Here is a 16,776-nt window from a genome sequence, read left to right as displayed (position 1 = left end):
CATGACCGAGGACAGCGACGACAGCTACCTGGCCCGCCACGTGGAGCCCAGCGCCGCCGACCTCGGTCAGCGCATCGACGAATTGCTGGAGCACGCCCTCCCGGGCGGCAGTCCCAACCTGGGCCTCTACCGCGAGATGCTGGTGACGGTGGTGCGCATGGCGCAGACCAATCCGGCACGCTGGGACGCCAAGATCATGCTGCAGACGCTCAAGGAGCTGGAGCAGGCCTTCCGCACCCTCGAGCGTTTCCGCAGGCGACGCAAGGTCACGGTATTCGGCTCGGCGCGGACCCGCATCGATCATGGCCTCTATGCCCTCGCCCGCGAACTGGGCAGTGCCCTGGCCCGCCGCGACATGATGGTCATCACCGGCGGCGGCGCCGGCATCATGGGCGCGGCCCACGAAGGCGCAGGGCCCGAGGCCAGTCTCGGCTTCAACATCACCCTGCCCTTCGAACAGCGCGCCAATCCCACCATCGAGGGCACGGATCACCTGCTGTCCTTTCACTTCTTCTATGTGCGCAAGCTGTTCTTTCTCAAGGAGGCGGATGCCCTGGTGCTCTGCCCCGGCGGTTTCGGCACCCTGGACGAGACCTTCGAGGTGCTCACCCTGATCCAGACCGGCAAGAGTCCGCTGGTGCCGCTGGTCCTGCTGGACACCCCCGACGGCCACTTCTGGGACGACACCCTGGCCTATCTGCAGCGCAATCTGCTGGAGGAAGGCTACATCCTGCCAGCCGATCTCAAGCTGGTCCGGCTGGTACGCTCACCGGAAGCCGCCGCCGCCGAGATCGAGCACTTCTATGGCAACTACCACTCCACCCGCCGACGTGACGGCCTGTTGCATATCCGCCTCAAGCACGCCCTGACACCGGCCTGTCTTGAGCGCCTGGCAACGGATTTCGGCGACCTCTGCCGGACCCCGGGCTTCACCCAGCTGGCGCCCGGGGAAGGCCAGCCCGACGAAGCGGAATTCGCCCATCTGACGCGCCTCGCCTTCGACTTCCATGGCCGTCACTACGGTCGTCTGCGCGAACTGGTGGACGAACTCAATCGGCCGGAGCATTGGGCAGTCACGTAGGTTGGCGCTGAGCACTGCGAAGCCCAACGTATCCAGACTCTGCCGCCATGTTGGGCTTCGACGATGGGGCCGTCTCAACCCAACCTGCAGCACTCTCCCGTAGGTTCGGTTGAGCGCAGCGAAGCCCAACGATATCCAACACCAGAACCGATGCTAGGCGCCACTGTGCTCAGCGCGAACCTGCGGTGCGGGACCGAAGTGATCGCTGCCATCGCGGCCATGGGCCGCTCTTACAGACACTGATTTGACTGTAGGAGCGGCCCATGGCCGCGATGGCTCTGAACTCGATTCGTGTCCTGGCAAACGCACGGAAAATGGCGCCTCCTTTCCATTCGGCATCACCGCGAAGCACCCCCTCACCCCAACCCTCTTCCTCAGGGAGAGGGGGTTAGTCGTGCGCGCGTTCATTTCCCGCAATCAATCACTCACCTTGGGCGGGATGGACCTGCAGGCTGGCGCTGATCACAGCGAAGCCCAACACCGCAAGCCACACCCCACTACCGCCGACTCAGCACCCGGTTGATCCCGTCCATGGCATAGCCTCGGTAGGCCAGGAAACGCCCCTGCTTGGCACGCTCCTTGGCGTCGGCCGGCGGCGTACCGAATTTCCGGCGCCATACCTCTTCCAGCTGCGCCTGCCAGTCCACGTCCGCTTCGCGCAGGGCCATCTCCACCTGCTCTCTTTTCAGGCCACGCTGGCCCAGTTCCTCGCGGATGCGCATGGGCCCGTAACCGGAGCGGGCACGGCTGGCGATATAGCTCTCCAGATAGCGACTTTCATCGAGCAGGCCATCCTCGGCCAGGCGATCCAGCACCGGACCGAGCAGTTCCTCCTCGGCCCCGCGCCGACGCAGCTTGCGCGACAGCTCTTCACGGCCATGCTCGCGACGCGCCAGCAGATCCATGGCAGCGAAACGGATGGCAGCGGTGGTATCCAGCGGATTGCCCAAGGGTGATCCTCCTCATACGAAAACCCCCGCACGGGGCGGGGGTCGTCTGGAACACTGGCAGGCGATCAGAGATCGACGTCAGCGCCTTCTTCAGCAGCCACTTCGGCTTTCTGATTGGTCGGCTGGCTCAGCAGCTTTTCGCGGATCGCCTTGTCCACGGCGCCCTTGATCTCGGGATTGTCTTCCAGGAACTTGGCAGCGTTACCCTTGCCCTGGCCGATCTTGCTGCCCTGGTAGCTGTACCAGGCACCCGACTTCTCGATCAGACCCAGCTGCACGCCCAGATCGATGATCTCGCCGTTCAGGTAGATACCCTTGCCATAGAGGATCTGGAACTCGGCCTGGCGGAACGGCGGTGCCACCTTGTTCTTGACCACCTTGACGCGGGTTTCGCTGCCGATCACCTCGTCGCCTTCCTTCACCGCGCCGATGCGACGGATGTCCAGGCGGACCGACGAATAGAACTTCAGGGCGTTACCGCCGGTGGTGGTCTCGGGGTTGCCGAACATCACCCCGATCTTCATGCGGATCTGGTTGATGAAGATGACCAGGCAGTTGGCGTTCTTGATGTTGCCGGTGATCTTGCGCAGCGCCTGGGACATCAGGCGCGCCTGCAGGCCCACGTGCATGTCACCCATCTCGCCTTCGATCTCGGCCTTGGGCACCAGAGCGGCCACGGAGTCGACGATGATGACGTCGACGGCGTTAGAGCGCACCAGCATGTCGGTGATTTCCAGGGCCTGTTCACCGGTATCCGGCTGGGACACCAGCAGGTCGTCGACATTGACGCCCAGCTTGCCGGCGTAGTCCGGATCCAGGGCATGTTCGGCGTCGACGAAGGCGCAGGTGGCGCCCTGCTTCTGGGCCTGGGCGATGACCGACAGGGTCAGGGTGGTCTTGCCCGAGGACTCGGGACCGTAGATTTCGACGATCCGGCCCTTGGGCAGACCACCGATGCCAAGGGCGATGTCCAGGCCCAGGGAGCCGGTGGAAATCGCCGGAATGGCCTGGCGCTCGTGATCGCCCATGCGCATCACGGTGCCCTTGCCGAATTGCTTTTCGATCTGTCCCAAGGCCGCGGCCAGGGCACGCTTTTTGTTGTCGTCCATTAGATTCCTCTCGGAGAAAGAAGGGCCAGACGGCCGTGGATACCTGTATAAGTGAACAGTATTAAACCATATTCACCCCCTGGTTGCTACACCTGAGGGCCTTTTTCCTCGGTCAGGAAGGCCAATAAAACCTCCAGCGCGCGGACCTGGGTCTGCTGGCGAACGGCGGCGCGATCACCCGCAAATACCTGCCGTTCGGTGTGCAATTTTTCGCCGTCGCGCCAGGCCAGCCAGACGGTACCGACCGGCTTGCCCGGCACCGCGCCGCCCGGCCCGGCGATACCGCTCACCGCGACCGCGAAGCGGGCACCGGCACGCTGTTGCGCGCCCAGCGCCATGGCCGCCACCACCTCCTCACTGACCGCGCCGACCTGCTCGAACAGCGCCTCGGGCACGCCCAGTTGCAGGGTCTTCTGGCGGTTGGAGTAGGTGACGAAGCCGGCCTCGAACCAGGCCGAGCTGCCGGCGACGCGGGTGATCGCCTCGGCGATGCCGCCACCGGTGCAGGATTCGGCAGTGGTGACCTGGGCGCCGGCCGCCTGCAGGGCTTCACCCAGTTGTTGGGCGAGACTGTCGAGGGAGTCCATCGAGACCTTCCTGTGCAAAGGAGAACATAAAAGGTGACCGCGGCCAGCGACCGCCTGCGGCGACCACTGGTCGGCCTGCACCTTAGACCGGCTTGCCGGTCCGCGTGAGAAAAGATTTACTGAAACCGGTTTCAGGCACCTACAAAATCCTAACAGCGGTACGCCATGAACGATGTCTTTCTCCCCGGTCCGCGCGCCACCCGTGCGACCATCGCCGAAGTGGCCGCCGCCGCCGGCGTGTCCAAGGCCAGCGTGTCTCGCTACATCAGCGACGATCGCCGCCTGCTGTCCGATTCCCTCGCCGCGCGTATCGAGCAGGCCGTGGTCGCCCTCGATTTCCAGCCCAACCAGATGGCCCGTGGCCTCAAGCGCGGTCGCAGCCGCCTGATCGGGATGCTGGTGGCCGATCTGCTCAATCCCTACTCCACCGCGGTGATGCATGGCGTGGAAACCGCCTGCCGCCAGCAGGGCTATTCGCTGCTGATCTGCAACACCGACCAGGACGCCCGCCAGGAGCGCCAGCAACTGGCCGCGCTGCAGTCCTACAGCATCGAAGGCCTGATCGTGAACACCTTTGGCCAGCACGCCGCCGACCTGCGCCACCTGGGCAGCCGCCTGCCGCTGGTGCTGCTGGATCGCGAACTGCCGGGCGTCGAGGCCGATCTGGTCGGCCTCGACAACCACCAGGCCATCGCCGAAGGCGTGGCCCACCTGCAGTGTCAGGGGTATCGCGACCTGTTGCTGGTCAGCGAACCTCTGGACGGCACCAGCTCCCGCCGCCAGCGGCTGACGGCCTTCGACGCAGCCCTGGCCGACCATCCTGGCTGTCGTGGCGGGCATTGCGCCCAGGCCGACGATGCCCTGGCCTTGCAGACGGCACTGGCCGCCTTTCTCGCCAGCCCCGGACCCGGCCCCAAGGCGCTGCTCACCGCCAATGGCGTGGCGACCCTGGCGACGACCCTGGCGCTGCAGGCCCTGGGCGAACCCCTGTTCGAACGCCTCGGCCTGCTCGCTCTCGACGACCTCGACTGGTTTCCCCTGGTGGGTGGCGGCATCAGCGCCCTTGCCCAGCCGACCCATGCCCTGGGCATAGCCGCCTTCGAGCGGTTGCAGCGGCGGATCGACGGGGATCGCAGCGCCCCGGTGCAGCAGACCTTCGGCGCGGAATTGCGCATCCGTCAGTCGACTCGCGCCCGAACCTAGAGGCACCTTTCGCCCTTTTGCTCGTCTTTTGTTGAAACCGGTTTCAGGAGAACAACAATGCCACCGGAGATCGCCATCACCACCTCGGCCTTTGGTGCCGACGGGGTCCGTACCCAGGGTCAGGCCGCCTGGCTCGACCTGATCGCCGCCGCGGGCGCCACCCATGTGGAAATCCGCGCCGAACTCTTTACCGAGGCGCCCGATTTCGCCGCCCTGGGCGCCGCCATCCAGGCAGCTGGTCTGGGCTGTGTCTATTCGGTCCCCCTCGAACTCTGGCCCGACGCCGGCGCGGCCCTCTCGCCACGTCTGCCCTCGGCCCTCGCGGAAGCCCGCCTGCTGGGCGCCGATACACTCAAGGTGTCCCTCGGGCACTACCGCGCGGCGGCCGATCTGGCGCCGCTCGCCAGCCTGCTGACAGGCGACGGCCCACAGCTGCTGGTGGAAAACGACCAGACCGCCCAGGGCGGCCGGGTCGAGCCACTGCGCGCCTTCATCCAGGCGGCCCGGGCAATCCAGTTGCCGGTGGCGCTGACCTTCGACGTCGGCAACTGGCGCTGGCAGGACGAAGACCCTTTGCAGGCTGCTCGCCTGCTCGGCCCCGACGTCCGTTACCTGCATTGCAAGGCGGTGCGCCGGCGGGCCGGTGGCCTGCACGCCGTACCGCCGGAAGCCGCCGACCTGCTGGCCTGGCAGGGCCTGATGGCGCACTTCCCCAGCCGCCTGCGCCGCGCCATCGAATTTCCGCTGATGGGGGCGGATCTGCTGGCCGAGACCCGCCGCCAGGTAGCGGCGCTACGCACCCTGGATGGGCAGGCCCGGGAGGAGCGCCGGCATGGCTGACATCGACATCCTCGCCTTTGGCGAAACCATGACCATGTTCGTCGCCGAGACGCCTGGTGAGCTGGCCACGGTCGACCAGTTCGGCAAGCGCATCGCCGGCGCCGATAACAACGTGGCCATCGGCCTGAGTCGCCTGGGCTTCAAGGTCGCCTGGCTGTCGCGGGTGGGCGATGACTCCTTTGGCCGCTTCGTGCGCGCCAGTCTCGAGGCCGAGGGCCTGGACTGCCGCCGCCTCACCGTCGATCCCCGGCACCCCACCGGCTTCCAGCTCAAGTCCCGCGCCACCGATGGCAGCGATCCGGTGGTGGAGTACTTCCGCCGCGGCTCGGCGGCCAGCCACCTCAACATCGAAGAAGACTTCGACCCCAGCCTGCTGCAGGCGCGTCACCTGCATGCCACCGGTATTCCGCAAGCGCTGTCGGACAGCGCCCGCGCCTTCAGCCGTCATCTGCTGCAGGCCATGCGCGACGCCGGTCGCAGCATCTCCTTCGATCCCAATCTGCGGCCGTCGCTGTGGGACAGCGAAGACCAGATGCGCCGTGAACTCAACGACCTCGCCGCCCTGGCCGACTGGGTGCTGCCCGGCCTGGCCGAGGGCCGGCTGCTGACCGGCTACGACACCCCGGCGGACATCGCCGCCTTCTACCTGGATCGCGGCGCCAAGGCCGTGGCCATCAAGCTCGGCCCCGAGGGCGGCTACTGGCGCACGCCCGACGCCGAGGGCGAGGTCCCCGGCGTAGCGGTGGCCGAGGTGGTCGACACCGTTGGCGCCGGCGATGGCTTCGCCACCGGCTTCGTCAGCGCCCTGCTCGACGGTCTCGACGTCGCCGCCGCCGTCGCCCGCGGCAACTGGATCGGCGCCCGCGCCGTGCAGGTGGTCGGTGACATGGAAGGATTGCCCTACCGCCACGAACTCCCCTGATCGACGCCAACCCCCTGACAAGAACAATCAAGCAGGTGACCCCATGAACGCTTCCCCTCTCGCTCCACGCCGCTGGTGGTATCTGATGCCGGTGGTCTTCATCACCTACAGCCTGGCCTATCTCGATCGGGCCAACTACGGCTTCGCCGCGGCCTCGGGCATGGCCGACGACCTGGGCATCACCCCGGCAATGTCCTCGCTGCTCGGCGCGCTGTTCTTTCTCGGCTACTTCTTCTTCCAGGTGCCCGGCGCCATCTATGCCGAGAAGCGCAGCGTCAAGCGACTGATCTTCTGGAGCCTGATCGCCTGGGGCGGTCTGGCGACCCTGACCGGCTTGGTACCCAACGTCACCCTGCTGATCGCCATCCGCTTCCTGCTCGGCGTCGTCGAGGCGGCGGTGATGCCGGCGATGCTGGTCTATCTCTGCCACTGGTTCACCAAGCGTGAGCGTTCCCGGGCCAATACCTTTCTGATCCTCGGCAATCCGGTGACCATCCTCTGGATGTCGGTGGTCTCGGGTTATCTGATCCATGCCCTGGACTGGCGCTGGATGTTCATCATCGAAGGCCTGCCGGCGGTGATCTGGGCCTTCATCTGGTGGCGCCTGGCCGCCGAGCGGCCCAAGGATGCCAAGTGGCTCGCCGCTGACGAAAAGGCCCGCCTGGAAGAGGCGCTGAAGGCCGAGCAGCAGGGCATGAAGCCGGTCAAGAACTACGCCGAAGCCTTCCGTTCGCCCAAGGTCATCCTGCTGTCGCTGCAGTATTTCTGCTGGAGCATCGGCGTCTATGGCTTCGTCATCTGGTTGCCGTCGATCCTGCGCCAGGGCGCCCACCTGGACATCGTTCAGGCCGGCTGGCTGTCTTCGCTGCCCTATCTGGCCGCGGTACTGGCCATGCTCGGGGTGTCCTGGGCCTCGGACCGCATGCAAAATCGCAAGCTGTTCGTCTGGCCGCCGCTGCTGATCGCCGCCCTGGCCTTCCTCGGCTCCTTCGCCCTCGGCACCCAGCATTTCTGGTGGTCCTATGCCCTGCTGGTGGTCGCCGGTGCCTGCATGTACGCCCCCTACGGCCCCTTCTTCGCCATCGTTCCGGAGATCCTGCCTGGCAACGTCGCCGGCGGCGCCATGGCGCTGATCAACAGCATGGGCGCCCTGGGCTCCTTTGCCGGTTCCTACCTGGTGGGCTATCTCAACGGCGTGACCGGTGGTCCCGGCGCGTCCTTCGGCTTCATGGGCGGCGCCCTGCTGGTGGCCGTGGTCCTGACCCTGCTGCTGCGCCAGGAACCGGTCACCCGCGCCGCGGCGCTCAAGCCCGCCACCAGTCACTAGAGGAAGCGCTGTCCATGAAAAAGAAGGTGATCCACTACAAGGCCCTGTCGCCGGCGCTGACCGCGCGACTGGACGAAGCCTTCGATCTGGAATACGTCGACGTCAAGGCGCCGGGCGGGGAGGCCCGCCTGCGCGAACGCCTGCCCGAGGCCCAGGGGCTGCTCGGCTCCAGCTACAAGCTGACGCCCGAACTGCTGGACCTGGCTCCCCGGCTGGAAGCCATCGCCAGCGTCTCGGTCGGCTTCGACAGCTATGACCTGCCCTATCTGGAGCGGCGCGGCATCCTGCTCTGCAACACCCCGGATGTGCTCACCGAAAGCGTCGCCGATGCCGCCTTCGCCCTGTTGCTGGCCACCGCGCGGCGCATCGTCGAACTGGCGGACTGGGTACGCGCCGGCCAGTGGCAGGCCAGTCTGGGCGAGGCGCATTTCGGTTGCGACGTCCATGGCAAGACCCTGGGCCTGGTGGGCATGGGCCGCATCGGCCAGGCCATCGCCCGCCGCGCCCACCTGGGTTTCGGCATGCAGGTCAACTACACCGCCCACGCCGCCAAGCCCGAGGTGGACGAGCGCTTCGGCGCGCGCTTCCTGCCGCTGCCCGAGTTGCTGGCGAGCTGCGACTTCCTCTGCATCACCGTACCCCTGAGCGACGAGACCCATCACCTGCTGGGCGCCGCCGAACTGGCCCGGTTGCCGCCCCACGCCATCCTGATCAACGTCTCGCGCGGCCCGGTCATCGATGAAGCCGCCCTGATCGCCGCCTTGCAGGAAGGCCGGCTGCGTGGCGCCGGGCTGGACGTCTTCGATCGGGAACCCGTGGCGCCGGACTCGCCCCTGCTGCAGCTGCCCAACGTGGTGCCCACGCCGCACCTGGGCTCGGCGACCCGGGAGACGCGCGAGGCCATGGCCCGTTGCGCGGTGGACAACCTGCTGGCCGCCCTGGGCGGTCAGCGACCGGCAAATCTGGTCAATCCGCAGGCCTGGACGCGGCGCGAGTGAGCCTTGGCCGTCATTTGTGGTCAGACAAGTATCATCACAACGGAGAACGCCCCATGACCGCCTTCGACGATCCCCAAGCCTTCGTCAACCGCGTGCGCGAGCAGGCCGCCGATGCCGAACGCAGCGGCGACATCCCGCGTCTGCTGCAACTGGTCAATGAGCTGGCCACCGCCTTCGAGCGCCAGGCCCGCAGCACGGCGGCGGACAACGCTGGCGTGGTACGCGCAGTCGAGGAATTCGAGCGGCACGAGGGCACCTGAGCCGGCCTGCCGGTCGTGACCCGTTCGATACCGTGAGCGATCAGCGCCCCGAGGTCTAGCGCCAGTGCCCATTGCCACCCATACCCTGCTCGGCCGGCTGCTCAAGCTGGTCCCGCGGGAGACGCCGGCTCCCTTGCGCTTTCTGGGCGCTACCCTGCTGATCGCCATCGCGGCCGGAATCCGCCTGAGCCTGGGCATCGACAGCCTGCCCTATCTGCTGTTCATTCCCTTCATCATGGCCGCGGCCTTCTGGTTCGGCCTGGGTCCCGGCATCTTCGCCACCCTGTTGTCGGTGCTGCTGGCCGAGACCCTCTTCGTCAAGGCACCCGCCTATTTCGCACTGTTCTCGGAACGCTGGGTGTCCCATGCGCTGTTCGTGCTGGTCAACGTCATCATGGCGGTGGTCTGCGCGGCCCAGCGCCGCAGCCTGGAGTCTCTCTATCGCTTCGCCGGCAATCTCGGCGAACAGGTCACCCTGCGCACCCGCCAGCGTGATCTGATCTGGCAGGCCAGCCCCGATCTGCTCTGTACGGCGACCCTGGAGGGCCAGCTGCTGGACCTTAATCCAGCCTGGACCAGCACCCTGGGCTGGAGCGAAGAACAGTTGCGCCACGAGCCTTTCATGGCCTTCGTGCATGTCGAGGATCGCGCCCGCACCGAGACGGCCCTGGAACGCCTGAAGGACGGCGAACCGGTGTTCGGCTTCGAGAATCGCTATCGGCATCGAGAAGGCGGCTATCGCTGGTTGTCGTGGAATTCGGTGTTGCAGGATGGCCTCATCTATTCTGCGGTGCGCGAAGTCACCGCCATCCGTGAGCAACAGGAAGCCCTGCGCCAGACCGAGGAACAGCTGCGCCAGAGCCAGAAGATGGAAGCCGTGGGCCAGCTGACCGGAGGCATCGCTCATGACTTTAACAACCTGCTGACCGGTGTGATCGGCAGTCTGGACATGCTCAGTCTGAGACTCGAACAAGGCCGCTTCACCGATCTCGAGCGCTATGCCAGTGGCGCCAAGGGTGCCGCCGAGCGCGCCGCGGCGCTGACCCACCGCCTGCTCGCCTTTTCCCCGTCGCCAGGCGCTGGATCCTTCGGCCACCCAGACCAACGCACTGGTGCTGGGCATGGAGGAACTCATCCGCCGCTCGGTCGGCCCCCAGATCGAGATCCATATCGAACTGGCGGAGGCGTTGAATCTCACCCTTTGCGATCCCCATCAGCTGGAGAACGCCCTGCTCAACCTGTGCATCAACGCCCGGGATGCCATGCCCGAGGGCGGGATGCTGCGCATCGTCACCGCCAATCGCCGACTCAACGACGCCCAGGCCGCCGCGCTGGAATTGCCGGCTGGCGACTATGTGACCCTGGCAGTGCTCGACACCGGTTCCGGGATGCCGCCCGCGGTGCTGGCGCGGGCCTTCGATCCCTTCTTCACCACCAAGCCGGTGGGCATGGGCACCGGGCTTGGCCTGTCGATGATCTATGGCTTCGCCAGGCAATCCGGCGGGGTCGCCCATATCGCCTCGGCACCCGGCCAAGGCACCACCGTGACCCTCTATCTGCCGCGCCTGGTGGAGCCTTCAGCGTCGTCAGTGGAGACGCCGTCGGCTCCAGCGCTGCGCTATCCCGACGGCATGACCGTCCTGGTGGTGGACGACGAACCTCTGGTGCGCATGCTGGTGGACGAAGCCCTGCGCGAACATCGCATCCATACCCTGGAGGCACCCGATGCCGCCGCGGCGCTGCAGGTACTGGAATCGGATATCTCGCTGGACTTGCTGATTGCCGATGTCGGCCTGCCGGGCGGGCTGAGTGGCTGCCAGCTCGCCGCCCTGGCCCGGGAACGCCGCCCGGGTCTGATGACCCTGTTGATCACCGGCTATGCCGAGGCAAACCTGCCTGGCGAGGCCTTGCCTGTTCCAGATGTCGAGGTGCTGGCCAAGCCTTTCACCCTGGAACGGCTGATGGCCCGCATCGATCAGCTGCTGGCTGCCCGCGAACAAGGGCCGCAGGCCTGATACCGCTGCACTGAGCCGAGCGGGGCCGACAAACGCCGCCAGTTGGTGGACAATACGCGGCTATCCACAGGCAACCGGATCGAAACACCCGCATGAGCGATCTCTCCGCGCACACGCCCATGATGCAACAGTACCTCAAGATCAAGCATCAGCATCCCGAACAGCTGCTGTTCTATCGCATGGGCGATTTCTACGAGCTGTTCTATGACGACGCCCGGCGTGCCGCCAAGTTGCTCGACATCACCCTGACCGCCCGCGGCGCCTCGGCCGGCAAGTCCATCCCCATGGCCGGCATCCCCTTCCACTCCGCCGAAGGCTACCTGGCCAAGCTGGTCAAGCTCGGCGAATCCGTGGTGATCTGCGAGCAGATCGGCGATCCCGCCACCAGCAAGGGCCCGGTGGAACGCCAGGTGGTGCGCATCATCACCCCTGGCACCGTCAGTGACGAAGCGCTGCTGGACGAGCGCCGCGACAACCTGCTGACCGCCGTGCTGGGCGACGAGCGCCTGTTCGGCCTGGCCGTGCTGGACATCGCCAGCGGCCGCTTCACCGTGCAGGAACTGGCCGGCTGGGAGACCCTGCTGGCCGAGCTTGATCGTCTCAATCCCGCCGAGCTGCTGATCCCCGACGACTGGCCCGCCGGCCTTCCCGCCGAGAAGCGCCGCGGCGTGCGCCGCCGGGCGCCCTGGGACTTCGACTGCGATTCGGCGCTCAAGAGTCTCTGCCAGCAATTCGGTACCGGCGACCTCAAGGGCTTCGGCTGCGACAAGCTGGGCCTGGCCCTCGGCGCCGCCGGCTGCCTGCTGGCCTATGCCAAGGAAACCCAGCGCACCGCCCTGCCGCACCTGCGCAGCCTCAGGCACGAGCGCCTGGACGACACCGTCATCCTCGACGGCGCCAGCCGCCGCAACCTGGAGCTGGACGTCAACCTGGCCGGTGGCCGCGACAACACCCTGCAGTCGGTGGTGGACCGCTGTCAGACCGCCATGGGCAGTCGTCTGCTGACCCGCTGGCTGAATCGGCCGCTGCGCAATCGCGCGGTGATCGAGGCGCGCCAGGACGCCATCACCTGCCTGCTGGAAGGCTATCGCTTCGAGACGCTGCAGCCGCAACTCAAGGACATCGGCGACCTGGAGCGCATCCTCGCCCGTATCGGCCTGCGCAACGCCCGCCCGCGCGACCTCGCGCGCCTGAGAGACGCCCTGGCCGCGCTGCCGGCGCTGCAGGAGGGGTTGACGCAGATGATCGCCCCGCACCTGCTCGACCTGGCCAAAAGCATCAAGACCTATCCGGAACTGGCTGCGACCCTGGCTCGCGCCATCATCGACAATCCGCCGGCGGTGATCCGCGACGGCGGCGTCATCAAGCGCGGCTACGACAGCGAGCTGGACGAGCTGCAGACCCTGAGCGAAAACGCCGGCCAGTTCCTCATGGACCTGGAGGCCCGGGAAAAGGCCCGCACCGGCCTGCAAGGCCTCAAGGTCGGCTACAACCGCGTCCACGGCTATTTCATCGAGATCCCCAGCCGCCAGGCCGAGTCGGCACCGGCCGACTACATCCGCCGCCAGACCCTCAAGGGCGCCGAGCGCTTCATCACCCCGGAGCTCAAGGCCTTCGAAGACAAGGCGCTGTCGGCCCAGAGTCGCGCCCTGGCGCGGGAAAAGGCCCTCTACGAGGCGCTGCTGGAGGAACTCATCGGTCACCTGGCGCCCTTGCAGGACAGCGCCGCGGCCCTGGCCGAACTGGACGTCCTGGCCAACTTCGCCGAGCGCGCCCTGAACCTGGACCTGAACAAGCCGCGCTTCGTCGCGGAGCCCTGCCTGAAAATCGGCCAGGGACGTCACCCGGTGGTGGAGCAGGTGCTGGAAACGCCCTTCGTCGCCAACGACGTCACCCTCGACAACGACACCCGCATGCTGGTGATCACCGGCCCGAACATGGGCGGCAAGTCCACCTACATGCGCCAGACCGCGCTGATCGTGCTGCTGGCCCATGTCGGCAGCTTCGTCCCGGCGGCGAGTTGCGAGCTGTCCCTGGTGGATCGCATCTTCACCCGCATCGGCTCCAGCGACGACCTGGCCGGTGGCCGCTCCACCTTCATGGTGGAGATGAGCGAGACCGCCAACATCCTGCACAACGCCAGCGAACACAGCCTGGTGCTGATGGACGAGGTCGGCCGCGGCACCAGTACTTTCGACGGCCTGTCCCTGGCCTGGGCCGCCGCCGAGCAACTGGCGCGCCTGCGCGCCTGGACGCTGTTCGCCACCCATTACTTCGAGCTGACCGTGCTGCCGGAAGGCCAGCCGAGCGTGGCCAACGTCCACCTCAACGCCACCGAGCACAACGACCGCATCGTCTTCCTGCACCATGTGCTGCCCGGTCCGGCCAGCCAGAGCTATGGCCTGGCCGTGGCCCAACTGGCCGGCGTGCCGGAGGACGTCATCCTGCGCGCGCGGGAGCATCTCGCCCGCCTGGAAGCGGCCAGTTTCAACGGTGAGGTGGGTGCCCCCTTGCCGGTAAGCGCGCCGGCCAAGGGTCGTCCGTTGCAGGCCGATCTGTTCGCCAGCGCCACCCATCCTCTCATCGAGGAACTGGAACGCCTGCAGCCGGACGACATCACACCCAGACGGGCCCTGGAGCTTATCTACGAATGGAAAAAGCGTATCTGAGTTAACGGATACGAGGGTTCCGGCAATGCTGCTAGAATCCGCCGCCTTAGCCTGAGGAGAACGAGCAGATGACCTTCGTCGTCACTGACAACTGCATCAAATGCAAATATACCGACTGCGTGGAAGTCTGCCCGGTGGACTGCTTCTACGAAGGCCCCAACTTCCTGGTGATTCACCCGGACGAGTGCATCGACTGCGCCCTGTGCGAGCCCGAGTGCCCGGCCCAGGCGATCTTCTCGGAAGACGAGGTACCGGCCGGCCAGGAAGCCTTCATCGAACTCAACAGTGAGCTGGCCAACATCTGGCCGAACATCACCGAGAAGAAGGAAGCCCTGCCCGACGCGGCCGAATGGGATGGCAAGACCGGCAAGCTCGCCCAGCTCGAGCGCTAGGCCGCGCCTGGAAATCCGGGCCAAAAAAAAGGGGGCGGATCGCTCCGCCCCCTTCGTCCCTGTCCCTGTAATCCTGTCACCGTCCTGGTGAACCTCGTCCCGAGGTGATCCCGATCCGCTTCCTGCCGATCCGTGTCGTCCCAGACACAGCGCCGATAGTACGCCTTTGCCGAAGGCTGGCAATCTGCCACAGTCGGTCACGGTGAGCGCGCTCAGCACGCCCCTCGAAACAAAAAAACGTTACGCAGCAAGCACTTGGCTATTAGTCGAGCTGCTCAAGCGATACTTTCCGGCAGCCTGAAGCGATGCATGCTTACGCGGACTGTAAGCCTTGGCTTACAACGAAACGCAGAAAAAAGCCCGGATAAATCCGGGCTCCGTTTGGCTGACATTCAGCTATGCATGTTCAGAACAGCGAATCACTGGACAGGCCATTGCGCTCGAAAATCTCGCGCAACCGCTTGAGCGCCTCGACCTGGATCTGCCGGACCCGCTCGCGGGTGAGCCCTATCTCCTGCCCGACCTCTTCCAGGGTGCAGGCTTCATGACCACGCAGGCCGAAGCGACGCACCACGACCTCGCGCTGCTTTTCCGGCAGCTCCAGCAGCCACTGGTCGATGCTCTGGTTGAGATCCGAATCCTGCAGCAATTCGCAGGGATCGGTGGGGCGGTCGTCGGTCAGGGTGTCGAGCAGGGTCTTGTCGGAATCGGGGCCGAGGACCATGTCAACCGAGCTGATCCGCTCGTTCAGGCCCATCACCCGCTTGACGTCCGCTACCGGCTTTTCCAGCAGGGCGGCGATTTCCTCGGGTGAAGGCTCGTGGTCGAGCTTCTGGGTCAGTTCGCGCGCGGCGCGCAGATGCAGGTTGAGTTCCTTGACCACATGGATCGGCAGGCGAATGGTGCGGGTCTGATTCATGATCGCCCGCTCGATGGTCTGCCGGATCCACCAGGTGGCATAGGTGGAGAATCGGAAACCTCGCTCGGGATCGAATTTCTCCACCGCGCGAATCAGGCCGAGATTGCCCTCCTCGATCAAATCGAGCAGCGACAGACCGCGATTGATGTAGCGGCGAGCGATCTTCACCACCAGGCGCAGGTTGCTTTCGATCATGCGCTTGCGACCGGCGGGATCGCCACGCTGGGCAAGACGGGCGAAATGCACTTCCTCTGCTGGTGACAGCAGCGGCGAAAAGCCGATTTCGTTGAGATAGAGCTGGGTAGCGTCGAGCGCTCGGCCGTAGTCGGCCAGTTTCGCCCCCCGCAAGACCTGATTGCCGCGCCCGGAGAGCGCCTTGGTCATGGCTGAATCGGCGGATTCCTCACCGAAGGGATTGGAATCGAGAAGCAGGACATCATCGCCGAGGTCGTACTCGGTTTCTTGTTTGTTCTGGATCATCTTGAGTAACCCTTGCTCGTCTGCGCTTCGAGCCAGGGCGTATCGATACGTTGCCGATGCGCCATGACTCGCCCCCAAAAAAGCTGCGGGATCGAGTCGGCGCCTAGCGAATCAGCGATTGGGCAAAAACTGCAAGGGATCCACCGGCTTGCCCTGACGGCGAATCTCGAAATGGAGCTTGACCCGATCAGTCCCGGTCGAACCCATCTCGGCAATCGTCTGCCCTATCTTGACACGCTCACCTTCCCGAACCAGCAACCTACGATTGTGACCGTAGGCACTAACGTAGGTTTCGCTGTGTTTGACGATAACCAGTTCACCATAACCCCGTAGACCATTTCCCGCATAGACCACGGTACCGTCGGCAGCGGCCATCACGGGCTGACCTTCCTGCCCGGCGATGTCTATTCCCTTGTTTAGGCTGCTGCTGGCCGAGAAGCGGCTGATCAACGTACCTTTCGTCGGCCAGGCCCAACCGGATGCGGATTGGGGGACATCACGGGTCGGCGTCTGAGCGGGCGTTACCGGCGTCGGCGGGGGCGCGGCGGGCAGATTGGGGGTCACCACCGGGGTGGCGACAGTGGGACTGGAGGTGACGGGCGGCGGGATGGGCACTGGTGTCGCCACCGGAGTGCCGGGTGCCGGAGCGGAAGCTACCGTGGCCGGTCGACGGATGATGCGACTGGAACCACCGGCGCTGGAACCGCTGCCGAAACGGATGACCTGGCCGACATGGATGACATAGGGTGCCCGGAGGCCGTTCTGGGCTGCCAGGGCACGCCATTCCCAGCCATTGCGGGAGGCGATGGAGAACAGGGTGTCACCGCGCTTGACGCGATACTGCCCGGAAGTGACCTGGGGCACGCTGCTGCGGCCATCGCCGCGGTCGACCACCGGCGCTCGCGAGCCGTTGCTCGAACAGCCCGCCAGCAGCAGGGCCAAGAGCACCCCCGCCAGCCAGCCTGAACGCCCTCGTCCTGGAAATCCTTGCGCTCGGGCCTTCACCCGTTCCTCCCGCAGAGTC

15 protein-coding genes and 1 pseudogene are annotated in these 16,776 nt (G+C 65.9%); 11 read left to right on the top strand and 5 right to left on the bottom strand.

The window, feature by feature from the left end; all coding sequences use genetic code 11:
- Position 1: 1 nt before the first annotated feature.
- Positions 2 to 1,081: a TIGR00730 family Rossman fold protein gene (locus tag QE444_RS09430; RefSeq protein WP_187978719.1), complete on the top strand. Its 1,080-nt coding sequence runs from the start codon at positions 2 to 4 to the stop codon at positions 1,079 to 1,081.
- 497 nt (positions 1,082 to 1,578) lie between these two features.
- Here QE444_RS09430 and recX read toward each other — a convergent pair whose 3' ends face one another.
- From recX to QE444_RS09415, 3 genes are all read right to left on the bottom strand, one after another.
- Positions 1,579 to 2,031 (bottom strand): recombination regulator RecX, encoded by a 453-nt coding sequence (gene recX, locus QE444_RS09425; RefSeq protein WP_158895966.1) that lies wholly within the window; start codon positions 2,029 to 2,031, stop codon positions 1,579 to 1,581.
- Between the two features lie 65 nt (positions 2,032 to 2,096).
- On the bottom strand, positions 2,097 to 3,140 hold the full coding sequence (gene recA, locus QE444_RS09420) for a recombinase RecA (RefSeq protein ID WP_133859788.1): 1,044 nt from the start codon (positions 3,138 to 3,140) through the stop codon (positions 2,097 to 2,099).
- A gap of 86 nt (positions 3,141 to 3,226) precedes the next feature.
- Positions 3,227 to 3,727, bottom strand: coding sequence for a CinA family protein (locus QE444_RS09415; protein ID WP_187978718.1), 501 nt, complete (start codon positions 3,725 to 3,727; stop codon positions 3,227 to 3,229).
- A gap of 165 nt (positions 3,728 to 3,892) precedes the next feature.
- Here QE444_RS09415 and QE444_RS09410 point away from each other — a divergent pair, with 165 nt between their 5' ends.
- The 10 genes and pseudogenes from QE444_RS09410 (at position 3,893) to fdxA (ending at position 14,353) form a co-directional block, all read left to right on the top strand.
- Positions 3,893 to 4,930 (top strand): substrate-binding domain-containing protein, encoded by a 1,038-nt coding sequence (locus QE444_RS09410; RefSeq protein WP_187978717.1) that lies wholly within the window; start codon positions 3,893 to 3,895, stop codon positions 4,928 to 4,930.
- A gap of 57 nt (positions 4,931 to 4,987) precedes the next feature.
- The gene (locus QE444_RS09405) at positions 4,988 to 5,770 is read left to right on the top strand and encodes a sugar phosphate isomerase/epimerase (RefSeq protein ID WP_280311465.1); all 783 of its coding nucleotides are present in this window, start codon (positions 4,988 to 4,990) and stop codon (positions 5,768 to 5,770) included.
- The gene (locus QE444_RS09400; RefSeq protein WP_309738079.1) at positions 5,763 to 6,692 is read left to right on the top strand and encodes a sugar kinase; all 930 of its coding nucleotides are present in this window, start codon (positions 5,763 to 5,765) and stop codon (positions 6,690 to 6,692) included. The genes QE444_RS09405 and QE444_RS09400 overlap by 8 nt, the downstream gene beginning before the upstream one ends.
- A gap of 43 nt (positions 6,693 to 6,735) precedes the next feature.
- Positions 6,736 to 8,019, top strand: a complete 1,284-nt coding sequence (locus tag QE444_RS09395; protein ID WP_309738077.1) for an MFS transporter — start codon at positions 6,736 to 6,738, stop codon at positions 8,017 to 8,019.
- A gap of 14 nt (positions 8,020 to 8,033) precedes the next feature.
- Positions 8,034 to 9,017 carry a D-glycerate dehydrogenase gene (locus tag QE444_RS09390; protein ID WP_187978713.1) on the top strand — a complete coding sequence of 328 codons (984 nt, stop codon included), beginning with the start codon at positions 8,034 to 8,036 and terminating at the stop codon, positions 9,015 to 9,017.
- Positions 9,018 to 9,070: 53 nt separating this feature from the next.
- Positions 9,071 to 9,277, top strand: coding sequence for a hypothetical protein (locus tag QE444_RS09385; RefSeq protein WP_158895980.1), 207 nt, complete (start codon positions 9,071 to 9,073; stop codon positions 9,275 to 9,277).
- Between the two features lie 64 nt (positions 9,278 to 9,341).
- Positions 9,342 to 10,283 (top strand): annotated as a pseudogene (locus tag QE444_RS09380) (PAS domain S-box protein); the annotation flags it as partial.
- Positions 10,284 to 10,398: 115 nt separating this feature from the next.
- Positions 10,399 to 11,292: an ATP-binding protein gene (locus tag QE444_RS09375; RefSeq protein WP_309738075.1), complete on the top strand. Its 894-nt coding sequence runs from the start codon at positions 10,399 to 10,401 to the stop codon at positions 11,290 to 11,292.
- Positions 11,293 to 11,384: 92 nt separating this feature from the next.
- Positions 11,385 to 13,961 (top strand): DNA mismatch repair protein MutS, encoded by a 2,577-nt coding sequence (gene mutS, locus QE444_RS09370; protein ID WP_280311461.1) that lies wholly within the window; start codon positions 11,385 to 11,387, stop codon positions 13,959 to 13,961.
- 68 nt (positions 13,962 to 14,029) lie between these two features.
- Positions 14,030 to 14,353, top strand: coding sequence for a ferredoxin FdxA (fdxA, locus tag QE444_RS09365; protein ID WP_059314069.1), 324 nt, complete (start codon positions 14,030 to 14,032; stop codon positions 14,351 to 14,353).
- 406 nt (positions 14,354 to 14,759) lie between these two features.
- Here the strand turns inward: fdxA and rpoS are convergent, their stop codons facing one another.
- Positions 14,760 to 15,752, bottom strand: coding sequence for an RNA polymerase sigma factor RpoS (gene rpoS, locus QE444_RS09360; RefSeq protein ID WP_133859798.1), 993 nt, complete (start codon positions 15,750 to 15,752; stop codon positions 14,760 to 14,762).
- Positions 15,753 to 15,863: 111 nt separating this feature from the next.
- Complete coding sequence (locus QE444_RS09355) at positions 15,864 to 16,700, bottom strand: peptidoglycan DD-metalloendopeptidase family protein (protein ID WP_309738070.1); 837 nt, start codon at positions 16,698 to 16,700, stop codon at positions 15,864 to 15,866.
- Between the last annotated feature and the right edge of the window lie 76 nt (positions 16,701 to 16,776).

Source organism: Pseudomonas sp. SORGH_AS_0199, from assembly GCF_031453735.1.
Classification (GTDB): Bacteria; Pseudomonadota; Gammaproteobacteria; order Pseudomonadales; family Pseudomonadaceae; genus Chryseomonas; species Chryseomonas aestiva.
Note: the sequence above shows the minus strand (reverse complement) of the source record. Positions and strands in the feature narration are given on the sequence as shown.

Excerpts from the sequence above, each read along its gene's own strand:
- QE444_RS09430 (WP_187978719.1), top strand. The coding sequence starts at position 2 with ATGACCGAGGACAGCGACGACAGCTACCTGGCCCGCCACGTGGAGCCC.
- recA (WP_133859788.1), bottom strand. The coding sequence starts at position 3,140 with ATGGACGACAACAAAAAGCGTGCCCTGGCCGCGGCCTTGGGACAGATC.
- QE444_RS09415 (WP_187978718.1), bottom strand. The coding sequence starts at position 3,727 with ATGGACTCCCTCGACAGTCTCGCCCAACAACTGGGTGAAGCCCTGCAG.
- QE444_RS09410 (WP_187978717.1), top strand. The coding sequence starts at position 3,893 with ATGAACGATGTCTTTCTCCCCGGTCCGCGCGCCACCCGTGCGACCATC.
- QE444_RS09405 (WP_280311465.1), top strand. The coding sequence starts at position 4,988 with ATGCCACCGGAGATCGCCATCACCACCTCGGCCTTTGGTGCCGACGGG.
- QE444_RS09400 (WP_309738079.1), top strand. The coding sequence starts at position 5,763 with ATGGCTGACATCGACATCCTCGCCTTTGGCGAAACCATGACCATGTTC.
- QE444_RS09395 (WP_309738077.1), top strand. The coding sequence starts at position 6,736 with ATGAACGCTTCCCCTCTCGCTCCACGCCGCTGGTGGTATCTGATGCCG.
- QE444_RS09390 (WP_187978713.1), top strand. The coding sequence starts at position 8,034 with ATGAAAAAGAAGGTGATCCACTACAAGGCCCTGTCGCCGGCGCTGACC.
- QE444_RS09385 (WP_158895980.1), top strand. The coding sequence starts at position 9,071 with ATGACCGCCTTCGACGATCCCCAAGCCTTCGTCAACCGCGTGCGCGAG.
- QE444_RS09375 (WP_309738075.1), top strand. The coding sequence starts at position 10,399 with ATGGAGGAACTCATCCGCCGCTCGGTCGGCCCCCAGATCGAGATCCAT.
- mutS (WP_280311461.1), top strand. The coding sequence starts at position 11,385 with ATGAGCGATCTCTCCGCGCACACGCCCATGATGCAACAGTACCTCAAG.
- fdxA (WP_059314069.1), top strand. The coding sequence starts at position 14,030 with ATGACCTTCGTCGTCACTGACAACTGCATCAAATGCAAATATACCGAC.
- rpoS (WP_133859798.1), bottom strand. The coding sequence starts at position 15,752 with ATGATCCAGAACAAACAAGAAACCGAGTACGACCTCGGCGATGATGTC.